Here is a 20,534-nt window from a genome sequence, read left to right as displayed (position 1 = left end):
AACCGCTCTATGTAAGGCGGCCAATTAGGCCTGTACGTACTTGCCGTCGGTGATGACGTACGCCGTGGGCTCCTTCTGGACCTGGCCCTTATCGTTCCAGGTGAGCTTGCCGGTCAGACCGTCAACGGTAATCTTGAGCATAGCCTTGGACAGCTTCTCGGCGGCCTCGGTCGGGTCGGCGTCGACACCAAGACCGGCCTCCTTGAGGGCCTCGGCCACCGCGTGCACGCCGTCGTAGGCGTCGGCGGCAAACTGGTCGGGGGTATCGCCGTACTTATCCTTGTAAGCGTTGACAAAGTCGGCGTTCTTCTCGTCGTCGGCGGAGAACGGGGTCATGAGCAGCAGACCCTCAGCAAGAGAGGTATCGAAGCCCTCAACGCCCAGGATACCGTCCATGCCGTCGCAGCCCATCATCTTGACGTCGTAGCCCATGTCCTTGGCGTTCTTGAGCAGGACGGACGCCGGCGTATAGTAGATCGGCGCAAAGATCATGGTGGCGCCGGCCTGCTTGGCCTTGGTCAGCTGGTTCGTAAAGCTCGTGGCGGAGTCGTCCTTAAAGGTCTCCTCGTCAACAATCTCGAGCTTGGACTCAGCGGCCTGGGCCTTAAAGGAATCTGCGATGCCCGAAGAATAGGCGTCGCCGGAGTTATAGAACAGCACGAACTTCTCGTCCGCATACTTCTGCGCCAGGAACTTGGCAGCGTTGACACCCTGGTTGGGGTCGGTGAAGCAAACCTGGAAGACGCAATCCTTGCCGTCGGTGACGTCCTCGGAGGACGCGGACGGGGTGATCATGAACGTCTTGGGGTCGTTACCGCACTCGGCGGCAACGGCAACCGACGCACCCGTGGTGGTCGGGCCGACGAGGGCCTGCATGCCCCAGTCGAGCAGGGTGTTGAAGGCGTTGACGGCCTTCTCGCCGTCGGCCTGGTCATCCTCGGCCTTGCTGGCAAGCGGCAGCTCCTTGGTCGAGAAATCCTTGCAGCCAAGCTCGACACCCTGGGTAACGGACTTGCCGTAGGACGCGTTGGCGCCGGTCAGCGGGCCGATGGTGCCGATCTTAAACGAAGCGTCGCCCGAAGCGGAACCACTGTCGCCGCCGTTGGAGGAGCAGCCAGCTAGAATGGACATCGCCCCCAGACCTGCTGCGCTCGCGATAACGCTCCTGCGATTCATAACAGGGTTCAATGACTTACCGGTGAGGCTCGACATGCGGCTCTCCTCTCAAATCTCGTCGGGTTTCGGTTACCCGACAGGCCATCCTTCGCCGTGTTCGGCGTTCGCAAAATACTAGACGCTTTAGTTAAGGAAAGTGGCGATTATTTCAACTTTTCTTTGGATTTGTTCATTTATCCATAATTCTGCGTATTTCTATTACTTTATGCAGTAATGCCACTTTATTGTGTGAAAGTAATGTTTCCGTTCTGTTACAGGCGTCCCTGCCCTGAATAAAACGGCCTCACCGGTCGCGCTTTATGCGCACTTAGGCGGCGATGTACTTGCCGTCCTGAATCACATAGGCTGTGGCGGGCTTTTCGACCTGGCCCTCGTCATTCCACGTCAGCTCGCCTGTCAGGCCCTCGATCTTGATCTTGCGCATGGCCTTGGCAAGGTCGCCGGCAATGTCGGCACCGTCGGCCGTAATGTCAATCCCCGCCTTGTCGATGGCCTCGACAATGGCGTGGACGCAATCGTAGGCGTCGGCGGCAAACTGGTTGGGTGTCTCGTCGTAGGCATCCTTATACGCTTTGACGAAGTCGGCATTCTTCTCATCGTCAGCCGAAAACGGGGTCATGAGCAGTACGCCCTCGGCAAGAGAGGTATCGAAGCCTTCCACAGAGAGTAGGCCGTCCATGCCGTCGGTACCCATGAGGGTCATGTCGTAGCCCATGTCCTTGGCGTTCTTGAGCAAAACGGACGCCGGCGTGTAGTAGATCGGCGCAAAGATGAGCGTGGCGCCGGCCTCCTTGGCCTTGGTGAGCTGGTTGGTAAAGCTCGTGGAGGAATCGTCCTTAAAGGTCTCGGTATCGACGATATCAAGTTTGGACTCCTTGGCCTGCTCGGCAAAGGCATCGGCAACACCCGAGCTGTACGTATCGCCGGAGTTGTAGAACAGGGCAATCTTGGCATCCGCGTACTTCTCGGCCAAGAACTTCGCGGCGCTGGCGCCCATGGTGGGATCGGTGAAGCAAACCTGAAAGACCGTGGTCTTATCCTTGGTGACGTCGAGAGACGAGGCCGAGGGCGTGACCATGAGCATGTCGTCGGCAATCTCGCCCGAGACAGCGACGGCAGCACCGGTGGTGACCGGACCGACGAGCGCCTGCATGCCCCAGTCACACAGGGTATTGAAGGCGTTGATAGCCTTCTCGCCGTCAGCGACGTCATCCTCGGACTTAAGCGAGAGTTTGAGGTCCTTGTTCGAGAAATCCTTGGCGGCGAGCTTGGTGCCCTTCTCGGCCGAAACGCCATAGGTTGCCGCGGCGCCGGTCAGAGGGCCGATGACACCGATCTTGAAGGTCTTACCGTCATCGGCGGAGCCGCCCTCCGAGCCACCCGACGAGCAACCAGCGAGCGCCGCGGTACCACCGAGCGCCGCGGCGCCAGCCAAGAAACTCCTGCGGTTAAGTACGTTGTTGATGCTAAACATGGTGTCCCCCTTTTCGCTGGCCGCGGTGCGGCCGTCTTGCGGTACAGGGCAAACCTTATGGTGCAAACGTTGACAGTTTGTTACGGAGTTCCGTTTGTAGCGAGCATGTTTCCAATGTTTCCGCAGCGTTTCGGGGGTGCCGTTTTGTGCGACTCCTGTTGCCTGGCGAGCACGCGCCCTCGGTTCACGCTAGAATGCACTCAACCTTTAAGCGGTTAATCCATCCATAAGATGCACGAAGGAGCTATCTATGAGCGAACCCCTGCGCACCGTGAACGTCGGCCTCATCGGTCTTGGAACCGTCGGCGGCGGCGTGGCCCGTCTGATCAAGAGCCACCACGATGAGTACCTGGCCGCCTACGGCATCGACCTTAAGCTGACCCGCGCCTGCGCGCTTGCCTGGGAGCAGGCCGAAGCTGCCGGTATTGAGCGCGAGGCCTTTACGAGCGACTGGCACGACGTCGTCACCGACCCCGCCGTCGATATCGTCGTCGAGCTCATCGGCGGCGAGCACCCCGCGACCGAAATCTTCACCACCGCCTTCGAGAACGGCAAGCACGTCGTCTCTGCCAACAAGGCCCTGCTGGGCCGTCATGTCGAGACGCTCGCCGAGAAGGCGCGCGCGTGCGGCGTGCAGATTAAGTGTGAGGCCAGCTGCGGCGGTGGCATCCCCATTGTCAGCACGCTCGAGCACGACCTGGTGGGCAACAAGATCCTGACCATCGCTGGCATTCTCAACGGCACCACCAACTACATCCTGTCGCGCATGGACGCCGAGGGCGCCGATTACGCTGACGTGCTCGCCGACGCCCAGGCAAAGGGCTATGCCGAGGCCGACCCGTCCGCCGACGTCGACGGCTTCGATGCCGCCAGCAAGACGGCAATCCTCGCCTCCATCGGTTTTGGCACCCGCGTTACCACCGACGATGTGTACCAGCAGGGTATCCGTACCATCGGCGCCGAGGACATCGCCCAGGCCCGCGAGCTCGGCTACACCATTAAGCTGCTCGGCATCGCCCGCAATACCGACGCCGGCGTCGACGTCCGCGTGCATCCCACGCTGATCCCCGCCGACCACATGCTTGCCAAGGTCAACGGCGCCATGAACGCTGTCTACGTGGTAGGCGACGCCGTGGGCGAGACCATGTTCTACGGTGCCGGCGCAGGCTCCTTCCCCACCGCGAGCGCCGTCGTGGGCGACATCCTGTCGCTCTCCGAGCAGATCAGCCGCGGCGTGGCTCCGCTGCCCGAGATTGAGCCCTATGGTCACAACCTCGCCTTTAAGCCCATGGACGAGCTCCAGACCAAGTACTATGTGCGCCTGAAGGTCGCCGACCGCGTGGGCGCCCTGTCCGAGACGGTCGACATCTTTGCCAAGCACAACATCTCGATCTCGCTCATCAACCAGGTCGAGGACGGCAAGTCGGGCGTCAACGATGCCTGCTCGGTCATTTTCCTGACGCATCGCGCGCTCGAGAAGGACGTCCAGGCTGCCGCGGCCGAGCTTGCCAGCGTCGACTGTGTGGCCGAGGTCGCCAACGTCCTGCGCATCGAGGACGTTGAGGCTTGGACCGAAGGCGTCATGGCCAACTAGTCCACTACTTCGAACCTCAACGAGGCCCAACGCAAAAGGCGCGCTGCCTGCATCAACCGCAGGCAGCGCGCCTTGTTCTGTTTGTAAGGGAAACTGCGTCCCGGTTTTTCAGCCCAAAACGGGGCGCAGCTTCCCTCAGGGCCTTCTTTCGGAAACTATGTCCCATTCTGGGCGCGGATTCTGGGACGCGCTTTCCGCAACGGGCCTCTCGCGGAAACTGCATCCCACCCTGGGCGCCAATTCCGGGATGCATTTTCCGCGGCGGCGTTGGCTACCTGCCGTCGTCGTCCTGGGCTTCATCGCGCGCGTAGAGCTCCAGCATGCGGCGGCGGTATTCGTGCACGGCGAGCTTGGCGCGCTCCAGGCGGCGGCGCTCACGCGGAGTCAGCTTGGACGGGTCGATCTCGTCGCCATAGGTCTTCTCGGCCAGCAAATGAGCGGCGTCCACGATACGGGCATCGATGTGCCCGCTTGCCGCCTCGGTCGAGAGGCGGTCGGCAATGGAATCAAGGGTAGGTATGCCGTCGAGCGAACGCCCATGTCCATGCGAGGTCAGCAGCTCGTGCTCGCGTGCGAGCAGGCTCGCCAAATCGTGATGGGCGCGCAAGATGTCAAGCGCATCGGATGGATGCTCGGCAACCTCTGCCACGGCAGCGACCGGTGCGGCGTCGACCACGCGGTAGAAGAGCTGCGCGAGCAGCGGCATCAAGAACACCGTGATGGCACCGGCGGCAACCATGACCGACGCAATATCTTGCGACAGCGCGCCCGCGTTGACGGCAACGCTCGTCACGGCAACGATGATCGGAAGCGCCGTGGTGCAGTACAGGGCCACGGTAATGCGACCATACGCCGACACATCGCGCGTCGCAGGACAAATGCCCATAGAGATGAGGATGGGCACGGCACGAATAATCAGCAACGCCACGATAAAGCCCGCGAGCAAGCCCGGACGCGACGCCACGGCCGTCAGGTCGATCTTTGCGCCCGATACGGTAAAGAACACCGGAATCAAAAAGCCGTAGGCCAGGCCGTCGAGCTTGGTCTCGAGCGTATGGTTGCCCTCGGGGATGATATAGCGCAGGACAAAGCCGGCGGCAAAAGAACCCAACACGATGTCGAGATCAAAGACGGCCGAGAACGCCACGAGCGTGACCAAGATGAGCACCGTCAGGCGCACGAAGGTCTGCGACGTGGTATCGGCGCGTTCCTCGACAAACGCAAAGAAGCGGCTGCCGACGCGCTTGGAGCGGCTTGGGACCACGGCCAGCAACACGCAGACCACCGCAAACAAGCCAAGGATTACAAGCGTCTGGATGCCGGTGCGGGCAGACAGCAGCACCGACATGGCGAGCACGGGGCCGAGCTCACCCCAGGTGCCATACGCAAGAATCGAGTCGCCCACGCGCGTGCCGGTGAGCGAGCGCTCACGCATGATGGGCACGAGCGTGCCGAGCGCCGTCGAAGTGAGGGCAAGCGTCACGGCGATACCGTCGAAATGGCTGACCGAGAACCACGGAGTAAAGCGCACGGCAAGCCAGGCGATACCAAACGTGACGACCCACGTCGCCAAGCCGTAGCGCCCCTCGACGCCCGTGATGCTCTTGGGGTCGATCTCAAAGCCGGCGAGCAGGAACAAAAAGGCCAGACCGAGCTCGGACACAAGCGAGACCTCGGCATCTACATGGATAATGTCGAGCATATGGGGTCCCAGCACCGCGCCGAGCACGAGCAAAAAGACCGTCTCGGGAACGGGTTTTCTGGGAATCGCCGAGGCGATGAAGGGGCTTGCAAAGGCCACGAGCGCGATGATGGCGAGTGAAACGAATGCCATGTGATGCCTTTCTCTTGTTTGCGCTTCACTGTAGCACCCTCGCCGTCCTCAACGCGCCGCGAGCTGTCGTATCATAGTGAGGTTTACAAACATGTGGCTCAAGGCGACCGCGAGGCTTGTCCCGTAAACCGACCGCTGCCGCATACCGTACCGTACGCCCAACCGATCAGGAAGGCAGGAACCAATGGTCTCTCGTATCTACGTGGAGAAGAAACCCGGGTTCGACGTCGAGGCTCAGCAGCTCAAGGGCGAGCTGACCGAAATTCTCGGCATCAAGGGCATCGAGGCCCTGAGGATCATCAACCGCTACGACGTCGAGGGCATCGACGAGGAGCTTTTCCGCTCCTGCGTGCCGACCGTCTTTAGCGAGCCCCAGGTCGATGTGACCTACGACGAGCTCCCCGCAAGCGATGGCGCCGTCTTTGCCGTCGAATTCCTGCCTGGCCAGTTTGACCAGCGCGCCGACTCCGCCAGCGAGTGCGTGCAGCTCATCAGCCAGGGCGAGCGCCCCGCCGTGCGCTCCGCCAAGGTCTATATCATCTCGGGCGCTCTGGACGAAGCCGCCATCGAGGCCATCAAGCACTACGTGGTGAACCCCGTCGAGGCGCGCATCGCCTCGCTCGACCTGCCCGAGACGCTGTACATGGAGACTCCCGAGCCCCAGCCCGTCGAGGTGCTCGACGGCTTCCGCGAGCTCGACGAGGCCGGCCTTGCCGCCTTTATTTCCGAGCGCGGCCTTGCCATGGACGAGGCGGACATCGCCTTCTGCCAGCAGTACTTCCGCGATGAGGACCGCGACCCCACCATCACCGAAATCCGCGTGATCGACACCTATTGGTCCGACCACTGCCGCCACACCACCTTCGGCACCGTCCTGGATGACGTGACGATCGACGACGCCGTGGTGCAGCAGGCCTTCGACCGCTACATGGAGATGCGCCACGAACTCGGCCGCGACGCCAAGCCCGTCTGCCTCATGGACATGGGCACCATCGGCGCCAAGTACCTTAAGAAGACCGGCGTCATGACCGATGTCGACGAGTCCGAGGAGATCAACGCCTGCACCGTCAAGGTGAAGGTCGATGTCGACGGCGAGGACCAGGACTGGCTGTTCCTGTTTAAGAACGAGACCCACAACCACCCGACCGAGATCGAGCCCTTCGGCGGTGCCGCCACCTGCGTGGGCGGCGCCATCCGCGACCCGCTCTCGGGCCGCAGCTACGTGTACCAGGCCATGCGCGTCACCGGCGCCGGCGACCCCACCGTCCCGGTTTCCGAGACGCTCGAGGGCAAGCTGCCGCAGCGCAAGCTCGTGACCACTGCCGCCGCCGGCTACTCCAGCTACGGCAACCAGATCGGCCTTGCCACCGGCCAGGTCAACGAACTCTATCACCCCGGCTACGTGGCCAAGCGCATGGAGGTCGGCGCCGTCGTGGGCGCTACCCCGGCAAACCACGTGCGCCGCGAGTGCCCCGCCCCCACCGACAAGATCATCCTGCTGGGCGGCCGCACCGGCCGCGATGGCATCGGTGGCGCCACCGGCTCCTCCAAGACCCAGAACACCGAGTCCATCGAGACCTCGGGTGCCGAGGTCCAGAAGGGCAACGCCCCGGTCGAGCGCAAGCTGCAGCGCCTGTTCCGCCGCGGCGACGCCTGCCGTCTGATCAAGCGCTGCAACGACTTTGGCGCCGGCGGCGTCTCAGTCGCCGTGGGCGAGCTTGCCGACGGCCTGTACGTGGACCTGGACACCGTGACCAAGAAGTACGACGGCCTGGACGGCACCGAGCTCGCTATCTCCGAGTCCCAGGAGCGCATGGCTTGCGCCGTCGCCGACGGTGACGTCGAGGAGTTCATGGGCTACGCCGCCGAGGAAAACCTGGAGGCGACCGTTATCGCCGAGGTTACCGCCGAGCCGCGCATGCGCATGGCATGGAACGGCGTCGCCATCGTCGATCTGTCCCGCGAGTTCCTCAACTCCAACGGTGCGCCCAAGCACCAGGTCGCCCACGTCTGTGCCCGCAGCGTGTGGCAGCCCAGCTGGGCCGGCACCACGCTCGCCGAGCGCATGACCTCGCTCGTCACCGACCTCAACGTCGCTTCCAACAAGGGCCTTTCCGAGCGCTTCGACTCCACCATCGGCGCCGCGACCGTGCTCATGCCCTTTGGCGGCAAGACGCAGCTCACCCCAAGCTCGGCCATGGTCGCCAAGTTCCCCGTGGACGGCGAGACCACCACGGCGAGCGCCATGGCATGGGGCTTCAACCCCTATCTGATGGAGGCCGATCAGTTTGCGGGCGCCTACCTGTCCGTGGTCGAGTCCATCGCCAAGCTCGTTGCCGCCGGCTTTGAGCACAAGCGCGCCTACCTCTCCTTCCAAGAGTACTTCGAGCGTCTGCGCACCGAGGCCGAGCGCTGGGGCAAGCCCACGGCAGCCGTCCTGGGCGCCCTCATGGCCCAAGTCGACCTGGGTGCCGGCGCCATCGGCGGCAAGGACTCCATGAGCGGTTCGTTTGAGGACGAGACCGGCGAGCTCAACGTTCCGCCGACCCTGATCAGCTTCGCCGTCGCCGTGGGCAAGGCCGCCCGCGCCGTCTCGCCCGAGTTCAAGGGCCTCACGCACCGCGTCGTCCGCATCGCCCCCGCCACCTATGGCGAGGACTACCGTCCCGACGCCCAGCAGTTGCTCGCCGCGTTTGACGCCGTCGAGGCGCTCACTGCTACCGGCAACGCCCTGGCCATATCCACGCCCGGCTACGGCTGCGGCGCCGAGAGCCTCTTTAAGATGTGCGTCGGTAACCAGATCGGTATCGAGCTTGCCGAGGATGTAGACGTGGAGAGCCTCTTCACCCCGCTCTACGGCAGCTTTATCGTCGAGCTCGCCGAGGACGCCGAGCTGCCCGAGGTCGCCGACGGCGTTGTCGTCGAGCCCCTGGGCACCACCGTCGAGGGCTATGTCATCGACACCGGCTCCGAGGTCATCGAGCTCGCCGAGCTCCAGGAGGCCTGGGAGAGCGGCATCGAGGGCGTCTTCGCCTACCGCAGCGCCGGCGAGACCCCCGAGGTCGAGACCATCGACTTCCGCGCCAAGGATATCCACGTGTACGGCGGCGCCAAGATCGCCCGCCCGCGCGTGATCATCCCCGTGTTCCCCGGCAACAACTGCGAGTACGACAGCGCCCGCGCCTTCCGTGCCGCCGGTGCCGAGGCCGACACCTTCGTGATCAACAACCTCACGCCCGAGGCCGTCGCCGAGAGCACCCACGAGCTTGCCCGCCGCATCCGCGCAAGCCAGATCGTCATGATCCCCGGCGGCTTCTCGGGCGGCGACGAGCCCGACGGCTCCGCCAAGTTCATCACGGCGTTCTTCCGCGCTCCCGAGGTCACCGAGGCAGTCCGCGACCTGCTCAAGGCCCGCGATGGCCTGATGCTGGGCATCTGCAACGGCTTCCAGGCCCTGATCAAGCTCGGCCTGGTGCCCTACGGCGACATCGTCGACGCCACGCCCGATGCGCCCACGTTGACGTTCAACACCATCGGTCGCCACCAGAGCCGTCTGGTGCGCACCCGCATCTCGTCCAACTTGTCCCCGTGGCTGTCGCAGTGCAGCCTGGACGACCCCTACACCGTCGCCATCAGCCACGGCGAGGGCCGCTTTGTCGCCAATGACGAAGTGCTCGCCCAGCTGATCGCCAACGGCCAGGTCGCCACGCAGTACGTGGGCGAGAACGGTAAGCCCAGCATGGACCTTTCCGTCAACCCCAACGGCTCCGCACTCGCCATCGAGGGCATCACGAGCCCCGACGGCCGCGTCCTGGGCAAGATGGGCCATGCCGAGCGTCGCGGCGACAACCTGTACCGCAACGTGCCCGAGCATGTCCCCGGCGATAAGTTCATGCCGATCTTTGAGAGCGGCGTGGCCTACTTCGCTTAAACCTTTCCCATCGGGTACAATCCCTTCGGGTAACAACACCCGCCACCGGCACATCCGGTGGCGGGTTCTTTTTTGCTTCGCGCATGTAGGAAGGACATCATGGAAAGCCGCAAGCCGTATCTCGCCACCCTGCCCGGACTCATCCTGGGCTGCCTCGTCTGCTGTGCACTCTGGGGATCGGCCTTTCCCTGTATCAAGATCGGTTACGCACTCTTTGGTATCCCAGCGCACGATAGCGCCTCGCAGCTGCTCTTTGCGGGCTTGCGCTTCACGCTTGCCGGCGCCCTGGTTATCGTTGGGATGAGTGCGGCCCAACGCCGCCCCCTCATTCCGCAGGCTCGCGACATCAAGCCCATCTTTGTCTTGTCGCTCTTCCAGACTATCGGGCAGTACTTCTTTTTCTATCTGGGCCTCTCGCGCGCCAGCGCCATGTCGAGCTCCATCATCGAGGCCAGCGCCAACTTCCTCGCAATCCTCTTTGCCGCCCTGGCGTTTCGCACCGAGAAGCTCAATACGGCCAAGGTGCTTGGCTGTGCGCTGGGCTTTGCCGGCGTCGCTCTCGTCAACCTTTCGGGCGCGGATGGCACCTTTGGCTTCAGGCTCGATGGCGAGGGCTTTATCCTAGCCTCCACCGTCGCGGGTGCCCTTTCGACCTGCCTGATTGGCATCTTCTCGCGCGAGCACGACGGCGTCTTGCTTGCCGGGTGGCAGTTCTTGGTCGGCGGCCTTGTCCTCACCGCCATCGGCTTTTTGATGGGTGGCGCGCTCTCCCCCACGGCGATTGCCCCCGCCATCGCGCTCATCATCTACATGGCGCTTATCTCCGCGGTCGCCTACTCGCTGTGGTCGCGCCTGCTTGCCGTCAACCCCGTCAGCCGCGTCTCGGTCTTTGGGTTTATGAACCCCGTCTTTGGTGTACTGCTGAGCGCGCTGCTGCTCGGCGAAGGCGCGGGCACGAGCCCCGTTACCGTCATCGTTGCCCGGCTGTTGGTCTGCGGCGGCATCATCATCGTCAACAAACCCAAAAAAGCCTAGCGAACTCACCTTTTTAGGGAGGGCATTCGCATACTTTAGCTTAATGGAGCACACTGGTTCTCGTTGATTTCGTACCGAGTCGCGGCGGCAGACGCCCGTCTTGCCGCACCGCGCCTGGGCATTATGGCCGGTGGCCCCCACAAACGCAAAAGGGGCGCACGACCATCGCAACGGTCGTGTGCCCCTTTTCCTAGCGTATCTGAACGCCAGCTTTCTTTTTCTCGGCCTTGACGCGGTAAAGCTCCGCATCGGCAGCGCGAAGTAAGTCTTGCCAGGTATCAACACTATCGCCGACCCGCGCGTAACCGATGGACATCCGCAATGCATACGGCACCTCGGCATGCGCGAGCTCGTCGTTGATTGTCGCGCACAGATGCATGATATCCCGTTCCGCCACTGCCTTTTGGAGCACCACGAACTCATCGCCACCGTAGCGTGCGATAAAGCCACCAGACGCCGAGCAGACCTCTTTGAGCGCAGCAGATAAGACCTGAAGAGCATGATCACCCTCCACATGTCCATAGCGATCGTTAATCTGCTTAAAGCCGTCAGCGTCCATCATGAGAAGATACACATCGTCCGTATGACCAACATTTGAGAAGAGCGACAGCATATAGGTCTCAAAACGGTTGCGATTGTTGAGACCAGTCAACGGATCGGTCGAGATAAGCTGTTCCTGGCAGATGATGTAGAGCAGCAACATGCTAATCATTATGCCGACACAAAGGCCGGGCACCGAGCATACGACCTGAAAGGTACCGCCCACCAGGGCCGGAATGGCGAAAAACGCCAAGGTTCGATAGATAGCCTTCGTCTGCAAGCTCTCGACCCTGCGAGATTGCACAAACGCATGCAGGGACGTATGTATAACGTAACAGTAGCTGACAATGGGCTGGATCATATAAGCAAAGCCGCGACGATACACGCCCTGCGAATCGATATAGAACAGGGCATGCGTCCAGTAACTGGTAAACGCCAGCACGACCACCAGAGCCGTAGGCAACGTTACAAGCACCACCCTATAGCGCGAGGTCACAAGGCGAGAACCCTGCATCGTCTCGGAATAGATAAACCAAATGAGACACGCGATGGCAAAGAGCGAGAACGAAACCGCGTTGGAAATCCAGTTGGTAGCAATGCCCAACGTGCCGTCCGCACCATCCGAAAGCGTCCAGATCATATCGAATAATACGTACGCAGCAGAGGTGTAGCCAAGCATACTAAACAATAGTTGCAGGGTGCTCGAGAACAAGGAGCGACGACTTCGCGCGGCAAGCCCGATAAGAACAATCATGCATAGCAGGAATATCTCAATCTTGAGTGCCTTAACCACTAGACGCCCTCCCTTCAATATCCGAATGGTCAGAATCGCCCAATTCGAATCTGGGCAATAAACACCCCTTTACTCCGCAGGGGTAAAGGGAATCATAGCAAAGCGCCCGAACATCACTGCAAAACAGTTTCTGTTCGGGCGCTCGGACGGCGCGAATTGCACGCCGGAATCAATTATCGGTAACGGCCGTTACTCACCGTCGATGTCGGTCGCGACGGCCTCCTCGATGGCCTCGACACCGGCAGGCGACAGGTCCTCCTTGCCCTGGCAGAACTTCTTGTCGACCCAGCCGGTCAGAATCGGAGCCATGATTGCCGTGATGATAACGGCAGTGGCGATCTGGGCGTACGCGGTGGGCGCAAGCTCGGCGTAGCGCGGCGCGACCTCGGCGAGAGCAACCGGCGTGGTCATGGCCGTGCCGGCAATGGTGGAGCATGCCACAGCCGCCTTACCGTTGCCGCCACACAAGCGCTCGAAGGCAAAGGTAATGGGACCGACGATAAAGAGCGTGATGAGGCCCAGCAGGATACCCGAAATACCGCCGGTGATAAAGCTCGAAAGGCTCATGGACGCACCGAGCTGAAAGCCGATAACGGCGATCGCGGGGTTGGCACCGGGAACTAGCAGGTTCTTGATAAACGGGAACAGGTTGCCCAGAACCATGCCGATAACGAGCGGCAAAATGGAGCCGATGATAGTACCGACAGGGATGTTGGCAAGACCCGAAACACCAAGGATGATCATCGTGACGGCGGGGCCGGCCGTAAAGAACAGGATACCGACGGCGCCCTGCTCGGACTCATCGCCGAACTCGCCCATGATGCCCGTATAGAGCGCCATGTTGCAAAACGTAATGCCGCCGATGATAGACACGGAGCTCAGACCCAGGAAGTTATCGTTAAAGAAATATGCCACACCCAGGCCGAGAGCCGCTGCGACGACCAGCTTGGGAATCAGCACGACGATGCCGGTCTTGATGGCGCCCGGCGTGGACTTAAAGCTGATGCCGGCGCCCACAAACAGCAGGATCGCGGCGACGATGGTATTGGAGCCACCGCGACAGGCAGCCGTAAAGAAGCCGCCGACCTCAAAGACCTGCGGGCAGAAGGTGTTGAGCAAAAGACCGACGATCATCGGATAGATCATGATGTCGCCCGGAATGCGCGGGACCTTGAATTTCTTTTGCTCGTTGGTGGTTGCTTCCTGTGCCATGAAACCCCATTTCCGCTGACGGGGTACAAAAGCCCACGTCACGCTTTGCTACAGTAAAGTTTGACCATGGTACCAGAAGAAATAGACCAGCTCGGTGAAAAATCCGACAAGTTGGGGTGGAACGAGATTCGGCGCCCGCGACGCCACCCCTATATAAGGCTCAAGACAATATAGAGTACGATGCCCGAGACGCAGCACCACAGCATCGATTTTGTCTTGACCGCCACGACCACGACGCCGGCGGCCGCAATCCAGGGAACCAAGGCAGGCCAGAGTCCCGCGTCGAACGCGCCGGGGCTCACCAAGTCGTTGGCGACCAGCGCGGCAAAGGCAGCGGGCGGGATATAGCCCAGGGCCTCGGTAATGCGGGGCGACAGGGTCCGCCCGCGCAAGGCGAACGCCGGCGCGATGCGAAAGAACGCGATAGCAGCCCACGACGACAGCCACAGAACCAAGAACTCGTTAACGGGCATCGCGGGCACCTCTTCCGTCAAATACAGCATCGCACGCCAACGCAATGGCAATGCCGGCCACGACGCTTGCCGGCACGGCAATATTCGTGAGGCCCAAGAACTTGCATACGACGACGGACACCGCGCCCGAAACCGCCGCGACAACGTTGCCGCGCGACAGCCGCTGCGAAAAGAGCAGGCAGATAAAGAGTGAGGTGCAGACAAAGGCTGCAATGGCGGTGGGAACATCGACAACGGCGCCGACGATGGCGCCCGTCGTACACGAAACGCCCCATGTTGCGATAAGGATCACGTTGAGCACGAAGGACTCACGCGGGCCCCAATCCTCCCCTTCAACCAACTTGGCAAGCGAGATGCCGTATGCCTCCTCGGTAAGTGTCGCGGCAACAGCCAGCGTCTGACGCTTCGAGGCACCCCTCAGATGCGGTGCGATCGATGCCGAGTAAAGCGCAAAGCGCGAGGAGATTGCGGCGACGCTCGCGACGATCGATGCTGCAGGCACACCCGCCAGCCACAGGTTGCAGATCATAAACTGCCCGCTGCCCGTCACAAACGTGCTGCTCAGGGCAAAGACCATCCAGGGCTCCATTCCCGTCTGCCCCATGATCATTCCGCACGGCGCGCCTATTGCAACATAGGTAAGCATCACCGGCCAGACGGTTCTAACGATTTTGAGCACCATACGCTTCTCATCCTGACAAGGTCTCCGAGCCGCATGTAGCGACACGGCAGAATCATCATCCGACAGCAACCGAGTTCACCTACAATTGCCACCGGATCGAAAGACACAACTTTTTAGGAAGTCATTATGACAGCTATCGATCGAGACCGGGCGCGCGCGGCCTTCAAAAGCTACACCGATGCCTACGACGCCACCAACCCACGCATCGCGCTCAAAATCGAGCATACATACCACGTGGCCGAGGCATGCGATGCCGTTGCGCGCGAGCAGGGCTGGTCGTCAGAAGATATTGACCTGGCATGGCTTTGCGGCCTGCTACACGATATGGGCCGCTTTGAGCAGCTGCGACGCTGGGACACCTTTAAGGACGCCGAGAGCATGAGCCATGCGGCGCTGGGCATCGAGGTCCTCTTTGGCGAGAATCCCGCCGATGCACCCGCCGTAACGAGCATCCGCGACTTTATCGATGACCCGGCAGAAGATGGGCTCATCCGAGCGAGCATTGCCTATCACAGCGATTTCCGCCTACCCGCGCAGCTCGACGTGCGCACGCGGAGCTTCTGCGATATCGTGCGCGATGGTGACAAGATCGACATTATGCGCACCATCGCCGACAGCACCGTCGACACTATCCTCAAGGTGGACGAGAAGACGTTTCTCGGCAGCCGTTTCTCGTCGCCGACACTTGCCGCCTTTGACGAGCACCGCTGCGTCGCACGCGATGAGCGCGATGAGCCCGCCGACTTCTTGGTGGGGCTTATCTGCTTTATGTTTGAGCTCGTCTATCCAGCAAGCCGCGCGCTGGCGCGCGAACAGGGCGATATCCACCGCCTGCTCGACGCGCCCTTTGGCATTACGCGGCCCTTTACCGACCCCGCCACGCAGGCAACTTGGAGCCGCCTAAAGGACGAGATGCGCGACTGGCTGGCGCGCGCCTAGCGCTCAAGCTGGGCCAGCAGCTCCTCGACGACCTCGACGGCGTCCCCAACAACCTTGTACTGGGCAGCACCGAAAATGGGGGCATCCGGGTCCTCGTTGATGGCGATAATGCACTCCGCCCCACCGATGCCGGCAAGATGCTGAATGGCGCCCGAAACACCGATACTCACGAGAAGCTTGGGCGAAACCGATACGCCCGTCTGGCCAATCTGATGGCGATACTCCAACCAGCCGGCCTCCACGACGGGTCGCGTGCAGCCAAGCTCGGCTCCCAGAGCCTCGGCGAGCCTTCGCATCAACGGCAGGTTTTTCTTGGAACCAATGCCGCGACCCACCACGACCAGGCGCTCGGCATTGGCGATCGAGGGCTGCTGTCCCCACTCCTCGGCGGGAATCGAGATCTCGACATGAGCCTTAGCATCATCCGCAAGCGATATCTGGGTGATCGTGCCAGAGCGGCCGTAGTCGAAGTCGGGAGCCTTAAAGATACCGGGGCGCACCGTTGCCATCTGCGGACGGTGGTTGGGGCAAATGATGGTGGCCATCAGGTTGCCGCCAAACGCCGGACGCGTCTGTTGCAGCAGTCCCGTCTCTGTATCCATCGAAAGTACGGTGCAGTCAGCCGTAAGGCCCGTCTGCAAACGCACGGCAACGCCGGGTGCCAGTTCGCGACCAAAAGCGGTCGCGCCGTACAGAATTGCCTCGGGCTTGCGCTCGGCTACCAAATCACAGATCAGGCGAGCGTAGACTTCGGCATCGCTCTGACGCAAACGCTCGTCGCGACAAACCAGGACCTCGTCCGCGCCGGCGCAAACCAGATGCTCCAGGTCTCCGAGCGAGCCCTCGGGGCTCATGCCGACCAATGCCACCAGACGGCAGCCGCGAGCATCGGCAAGCTCGCGCCCCTTGCCCATGAGCTCGTAGGCCACGGGAGCCACGGCGTCGTGCTCGTCAGTCTGCACGAAGACCCAAATGTCTCGATATGCATCAAGGTCCACCGCACCAGCGGCCTCGTCACGCTCGATCGAGATAGCGTTGACGGGGCAGGCGTCGACGCACCCACCGCACAGGATGCAGCCGTCGGTTACGTGGGCGCATCGGTTGGGTCGCTCGCCTTCCACTACGATGCCGCCCGAGGCACAGGCGCGAACGCAGCGACCGCAGCCGATACAGGCCTCGCTATCGATAATCAGTCCGCTCATCTATGCCATCCCCTCGATAATCTTGGCAAGCTTTGCCGCCTGCTCGGACGCCGTCCCCTCAACGGTCTCGCACGTTTGGTCACGGTCGGGCACAAACGAGCGCACGACCTGTGTCGGCGACCCGGCAAGGCCGCAACGCGCGGGGTCGGCGTTCACGTCGGCGGCACTGACCACGCGCACGTCCGCCTCCTCTGCCGCGCGAATACCGGCAATACTCGGCATACGCAACTGGCCAATCTCCTTGGCAGTCGTCATCGCGCACGGCATCTCCAGATAGACCGTCTCCTCGCCGGCATCGCAACCGTGAACGAGCGAAAGCGCACCGCACGTCGTAAAACCTGCGCTCTGCACGCAGCTCACATCGGTCACGCAGGGAATCTCAAAGGCGCCGGCAAGCTCGGGGCCAATCTGGGCCGTATCGCCATCCACCGCCATCTTGCCGCAGATGAGCAGGTCGAAGTCCTCGTCGAGCGCCTCGATGCCGCACTTGAGGGCATAGGTGGTTGCCAGGGTATCGGCACCCGCAAAGGCGCGATCGGTTAGCAGCAGCGCGTCGTCGGCGCCTCGGGCGATGCAGTCGCGCAATAGCGATTCAGTCGCGGGGATGCCCATCGACACCACCGTTACGCGCACGTCCATGCCAAAGCCGATAAAGTCGTCCTTCAGCGCCAGCGCGCATTCTAGGGCACTTGCATCGAAGGGATTAATGACCGCCTGCTTGCCATCACGCACGATGGTATTGGTCTTGGGGTCCATCTTGACCTCGGTGCTGCCCGGCACCGCCTTGACGCACACTACCATATGGAAATCGCTCATCTTCACGCGCCCCCTTTCTGGACGAGCTCATCCAAGAGCTTCTCCGAAAACAGGTTACCGCGACCCAGCTGCCCGGCAGGATCGAGCTGGAGCTTGAGCCGCGCCGACTCGACCATGGCCTCGTGACCGTACATCGTCTCCAAGAAGCCCGCCTTGATCTTGCCGACGCCGTGTTCTGCGGAGACGGCGCCGCCCATGACCGTGACCTCGGAAGCCCACTGGGCAAAGAGTTCTCCGCCGCGGCGATAATCCTGCGCATCGCGCGGCAGAATGTTCACATGCAGATGGTTGTTACCGATATGCCCCCAGGCGGCAGATTCAAGCCCACTTTCCGCCAGCGTGCGGCGATAGAGGGCGATAACATCGGCCAAGTGCGCGTTGGGCACCGACATGTCCGAACCCAGTTTGGTGATGGTGGGATCCATGCGGCGGCGCTCGTCGATGAGCATGTTGACGCTCTCGGGCACCGCATGGCGGAAGAATCGCTGACACTCGCGATCGACCTCGGTGCGCGCGACCCATGTCGCATCGTCACTGCCACCCGCAAGCTCCAGTACCCACCCCAAGTGATACAGCTCCTCAGTCGCCTGGGCTTCGTCGTCGCAGTCGAGCTCCACGTAGACACAGACCTTGGCGTCTTTGTCGAGCGCAGGCAGCGAGGCAAACGCCGTCGACTGCTCGCGCTGGCGACGTAGAATATCCAGGGCGCCAGCATCGAAGTACTCGATGGCAGCCGCATGGGACAGGACGGGACGCACAGAATCGGTGAAGGACACGGCCTTGTCTTCGCTGTCGAAGAAGCAGCTCACGCCCCAAACGACCGCGGGTGCCACCTGCAGGGCAATCTCGAGTTCGGTGATGACGCCGATTGTGCCACACGCACCGATAAACAGATCGATGGCATCCATATCGTCAACAACGAAATAGCCCGAAGCATTTTTTGTCTTGGGCATGGTATAGCCGGGAAGATCGAGCTCGAGTGTACGGCCCGCTGCCGTCACGAGCGACAGGTGGCGGCCCTGGGCAAAAGCCTCGCCGCGTCGAAGCTCAAGCAAATCGCCATCAGCCAGCACGACGTGGAGTCCCGTGATATGTGGGCGCATGGGGCCGTAGGCGTAGCTGCGGGCACCGGAGGCGTTACATGCCGCCATGCCGCCCAGACAGGCAGACGCCTCGGTGGGATCGGTGGGAAAAAACTGGTCGGGAGCCTCTTGGAACTCCTCGTAGGCCTCAAGCGATGCCTGGTCCCAACCAGCGGTCGGCAGCACCTTCTTGCTCAGCTGCTTGCGCAGCTCCGAGAGCACAACGCCCGGCTCCACGCGCAGCAGAAATTGGCCTTGTTCATCGCGGCGAAGGCCCAAATAGCGATTCATACGGGAAGTATTGAGGATATGCCCGCCGTGGGGCACGGCGCCGGCGGCAAGGCCGGTTCGGGCGCCCTGAACCGTTACCGGAACACGCTCGACATGGAGCTTTTCCAAAATGGCACGGACCTCGTTTTCCGTTGTCGGAAACGAGATGCTCGAGGCCTCGCCCGATGCGCGAGATTCATCGCGGCCATACTCTTCGAACTCGTCGGTGAAGGGTTTGATGGTTGCAGACACGCGAACTCCCCCTTTAGCTAACTACAGTGTTTGCAGGGAGATGTTACCGCATCGTTTCGTCAACGTGTTCGAGACCGTCTCCATAATTGGCGTTTTTTACGTTCGTGCAATTCGGCGAGCGGCTTGATTTCCTCGGCAGACGATGCTTTTGACACATATGGCCCCGCCGTCGCCGACCGCGCGATTGTCGCTCGAAAAAAGTTGGAGTATTTTTTGCCGCCTTTTACCTGCGGAGACGCCAATCCGTCAAGCATTTGGTCAGAAATTGGTCAAGTAGCGGCTGATACGGTCGGCGTCGACAGCCAAAACCGATAGAAGTTTTGGCCCAGAAGCAGGGAGGTTCCCATGGCATATTACTGGCCCCAGTACGGCATCGCCATCGAAGTCGACGACGATCCCCATCTCCTGCCTTTCGACGAAGAGGCATTCCCCGATACGACGGTCTACCACGTTACCACCGATGTGATCTGCGACCCCGAGTCGTTCTCGGCGCTCGCCCACCACATCGCGCATATCCACGACATCGAGCTCCCTCCCGACTTCGAAGAACTCGTCTACTCGCGCCGCCTGATGCTTCACATGCTCTTTGGAGCGGACCCGTCCACCTTTGCGCGCATCTATGCCGCCAAGGATGCCGCATGAGCGCGAAGAAGCCGCCCCACTTTGCAGGTCTGGGGCATCGCAGGAAGCTCATCGTTGCCTGCTTGGCCATCGTCTGTGCCCTTGTCGCCGTAGGACTATACACTTGGCAGTCGCAGCCCGTACCCGAGGCGGGCGCTTCGGTTACGACGGCCGAGGGCAAAACGCGTCAGGAAATCCAAGATGAGCTCGACGCCATCGTCCGCGACAACATGATGACGATTTCGGTCGCACCGGTCGCTCAGCTGCAGGAGGACGGCAAGCTGCGCGTCAACGTGCAAAACGTCCAAGACAATAAATTTCCCCAGCGATTCCGCGTCATCCAAAACGACGAGACCATGTACGAATCCGGTGTGGTCGAGACCGGCAAGACAATCGAAACGTGCCCCGCCGGCGACATCAAAGAAGGCGAGGCGTACATCGAGATCCAGGCACTCGATGCAAAGACCCTCGACAGCCACGGCAATCCGACACGTGTCAAGGTACGGGTTGAGCAAGCCGAGAACTAGCTTTCCGGCCGACGCGGCACCGCACGCAATTCACCAGCATTCGTCCAATCATCGCGGGGACGGCCCGCGGCGAATAGAAAG

General features: G+C 61.6%; 16 protein-coding genes. 6 read left to right on the top strand and 10 right to left on the bottom strand.

The annotated features are described in order from the left end of the window. Positions 1-24: 24 nt before the first annotated feature. On the bottom strand, positions 25-1,212 hold the full coding sequence (locus tag RX395_RS00510) for an ABC transporter substrate-binding protein (RefSeq protein WP_117758807.1): 1,188 nt from the start codon (positions 1,210-1,212) through the stop codon (positions 25-27). Between the two features lie 271 nt (positions 1,213-1,483). Next, on the bottom strand, positions 1,484-2,650 hold the full coding sequence (locus tag RX395_RS00505; RefSeq protein ID WP_316364683.1) for an ABC transporter substrate-binding protein: 1,167 nt from the start codon (positions 2,648-2,650) through the stop codon (positions 1,484-1,486). A gap of 250 nt (positions 2,651-2,900) precedes the next feature. On the opposite strand from RX395_RS00505, the gene RX395_RS00500 reads away from it, so the two are divergent. Next, positions 2,901-4,244, top strand: a complete 1,344-nt coding sequence (locus tag RX395_RS00500; RefSeq protein ID WP_316364681.1) for a homoserine dehydrogenase — start codon at positions 2,901-2,903, stop codon at positions 4,242-4,244. 271 nt (positions 4,245-4,515) lie between these two features. Here RX395_RS00500 and RX395_RS00495 read toward each other — a convergent pair whose 3' ends face one another. Beyond that, a complete protein-coding gene (locus RX395_RS00495) occupies positions 4,516-6,078 on the bottom strand; it encodes a cation:proton antiporter (RefSeq protein WP_316364679.1) in 1,563 nt (520 codons plus the stop codon). 184 nt (positions 6,079-6,262) lie between these two features. On the opposite strand from RX395_RS00495, the gene RX395_RS00490 reads away from it, so the two are divergent. Together RX395_RS00490 and RX395_RS00485 are read left to right on the top strand one after the other, a co-directional pair. Next, positions 6,263-10,009, top strand: a complete 3,747-nt coding sequence (locus RX395_RS00490; protein ID WP_316364677.1) for a phosphoribosylformylglycinamidine synthase — start codon at positions 6,263-6,265, stop codon at positions 10,007-10,009. A 99-nt stretch (positions 10,010-10,108) separates the two neighbouring features. Further along, positions 10,109-11,044, top strand: coding sequence for a DMT family transporter (locus RX395_RS00485; protein ID WP_316364676.1), 936 nt, complete (start codon positions 10,109-10,111; stop codon positions 11,042-11,044). Positions 11,045-11,234: 190 nt separating this feature from the next. Here RX395_RS00485 and RX395_RS00480 read toward each other — a convergent pair whose 3' ends face one another. The 4 genes from RX395_RS00480 to RX395_RS00465 form a co-directional block, all read right to left on the bottom strand. Continuing rightward, a complete protein-coding gene (locus tag RX395_RS00480) occupies positions 11,235-12,377 on the bottom strand; it encodes a GGDEF domain-containing protein (protein WP_316364674.1) in 1,143 nt (380 codons plus the stop codon). A gap of 189 nt (positions 12,378-12,566) precedes the next feature. Continuing rightward, a complete protein-coding gene (locus tag RX395_RS00475) occupies positions 12,567-13,589 on the bottom strand; it encodes a 2-keto-3-deoxygluconate permease (protein WP_316364673.1) in 1,023 nt (340 codons plus the stop codon). A gap of 149 nt (positions 13,590-13,738) precedes the next feature. Next, complete coding sequence (locus RX395_RS00470; protein ID WP_035137063.1) at positions 13,739-14,062, bottom strand: AzlD domain-containing protein; 324 nt, start codon at positions 14,060-14,062, stop codon at positions 13,739-13,741. Continuing rightward, a complete protein-coding gene (locus RX395_RS00465) occupies positions 14,052-14,708 on the bottom strand; it encodes an AzlC family ABC transporter permease (RefSeq protein WP_316364710.1) in 657 nt (218 codons plus the stop codon). Before RX395_RS00465 ends, RX395_RS00470 begins: the two co-directional genes overlap by 11 nt. Before the next feature lie 162 nt (positions 14,709-14,870). Between RX395_RS00465 and RX395_RS00460 the strand changes: the two genes are divergently transcribed. Beyond that, entirely contained in the window at positions 14,871-15,683 is an 813-nt protein-coding gene (locus tag RX395_RS00460) for an HD domain-containing protein (protein WP_316364670.1), read from the top strand. On the opposite strand, the gene RX395_RS00455 is transcribed toward RX395_RS00460, so the two are convergent. From RX395_RS00455 to RX395_RS00445, 3 genes are read right to left on the bottom strand one after another with little or no spacing between them, the layout of a single operon-like run. Continuing rightward, positions 15,680-16,885, bottom strand: coding sequence for an electron transfer flavoprotein subunit alpha (locus tag RX395_RS00455; protein WP_316364669.1), 1,206 nt, complete (start codon positions 16,883-16,885; stop codon positions 15,680-15,682). The two genes, RX395_RS00460 and RX395_RS00455, sit on opposite strands and share 4 nt — an antisense overlap. Further along, positions 16,886-17,701 carry an electron transfer flavoprotein subunit beta/FixA family protein gene (locus tag RX395_RS00450; RefSeq protein WP_316364667.1) on the bottom strand — a complete coding sequence of 272 codons (816 nt, stop codon included), beginning with the start codon at positions 17,699-17,701 and terminating at the stop codon, positions 16,886-16,888. A gap of 2 nt (positions 17,702-17,703) precedes the next feature. Then, a complete protein-coding gene (locus tag RX395_RS00445) occupies positions 17,704-19,305 on the bottom strand; it encodes an FAD-binding oxidoreductase (protein ID WP_316364666.1) in 1,602 nt (533 codons plus the stop codon). A gap of 345 nt (positions 19,306-19,650) precedes the next feature. On the opposite strand from RX395_RS00445, the gene RX395_RS00440 reads away from it, so the two are divergent. Both RX395_RS00440 and RX395_RS00435 read left to right on the top strand, forming a co-directional pair. Then, a complete protein-coding gene (locus RX395_RS00440) occupies positions 19,651-19,947 on the top strand; it encodes a hypothetical protein (protein WP_316364664.1) in 297 nt (98 codons plus the stop codon). Next, positions 19,944-20,453, top strand: coding sequence for a hypothetical protein (locus RX395_RS00435; RefSeq protein ID WP_316364663.1), 510 nt, complete (start codon positions 19,944-19,946; stop codon positions 20,451-20,453). Before RX395_RS00440 ends, RX395_RS00435 begins: the two co-directional genes overlap by 4 nt. The last annotated feature ends 81 nt before the right edge of the window (positions 20,454-20,534 follow it).

Origin of the sequence: Collinsella aerofaciens, assembly GCF_032584215.1 — a bacterium.
Taxonomy (GTDB): domain Bacteria; phylum Actinomycetota; class Coriobacteriia; order Coriobacteriales; family Coriobacteriaceae; genus Collinsella.
The sequence above is the reverse complement of the archived record's forward strand: the minus strand, read 5'-3'. Positions and strand labels throughout refer to the sequence as shown.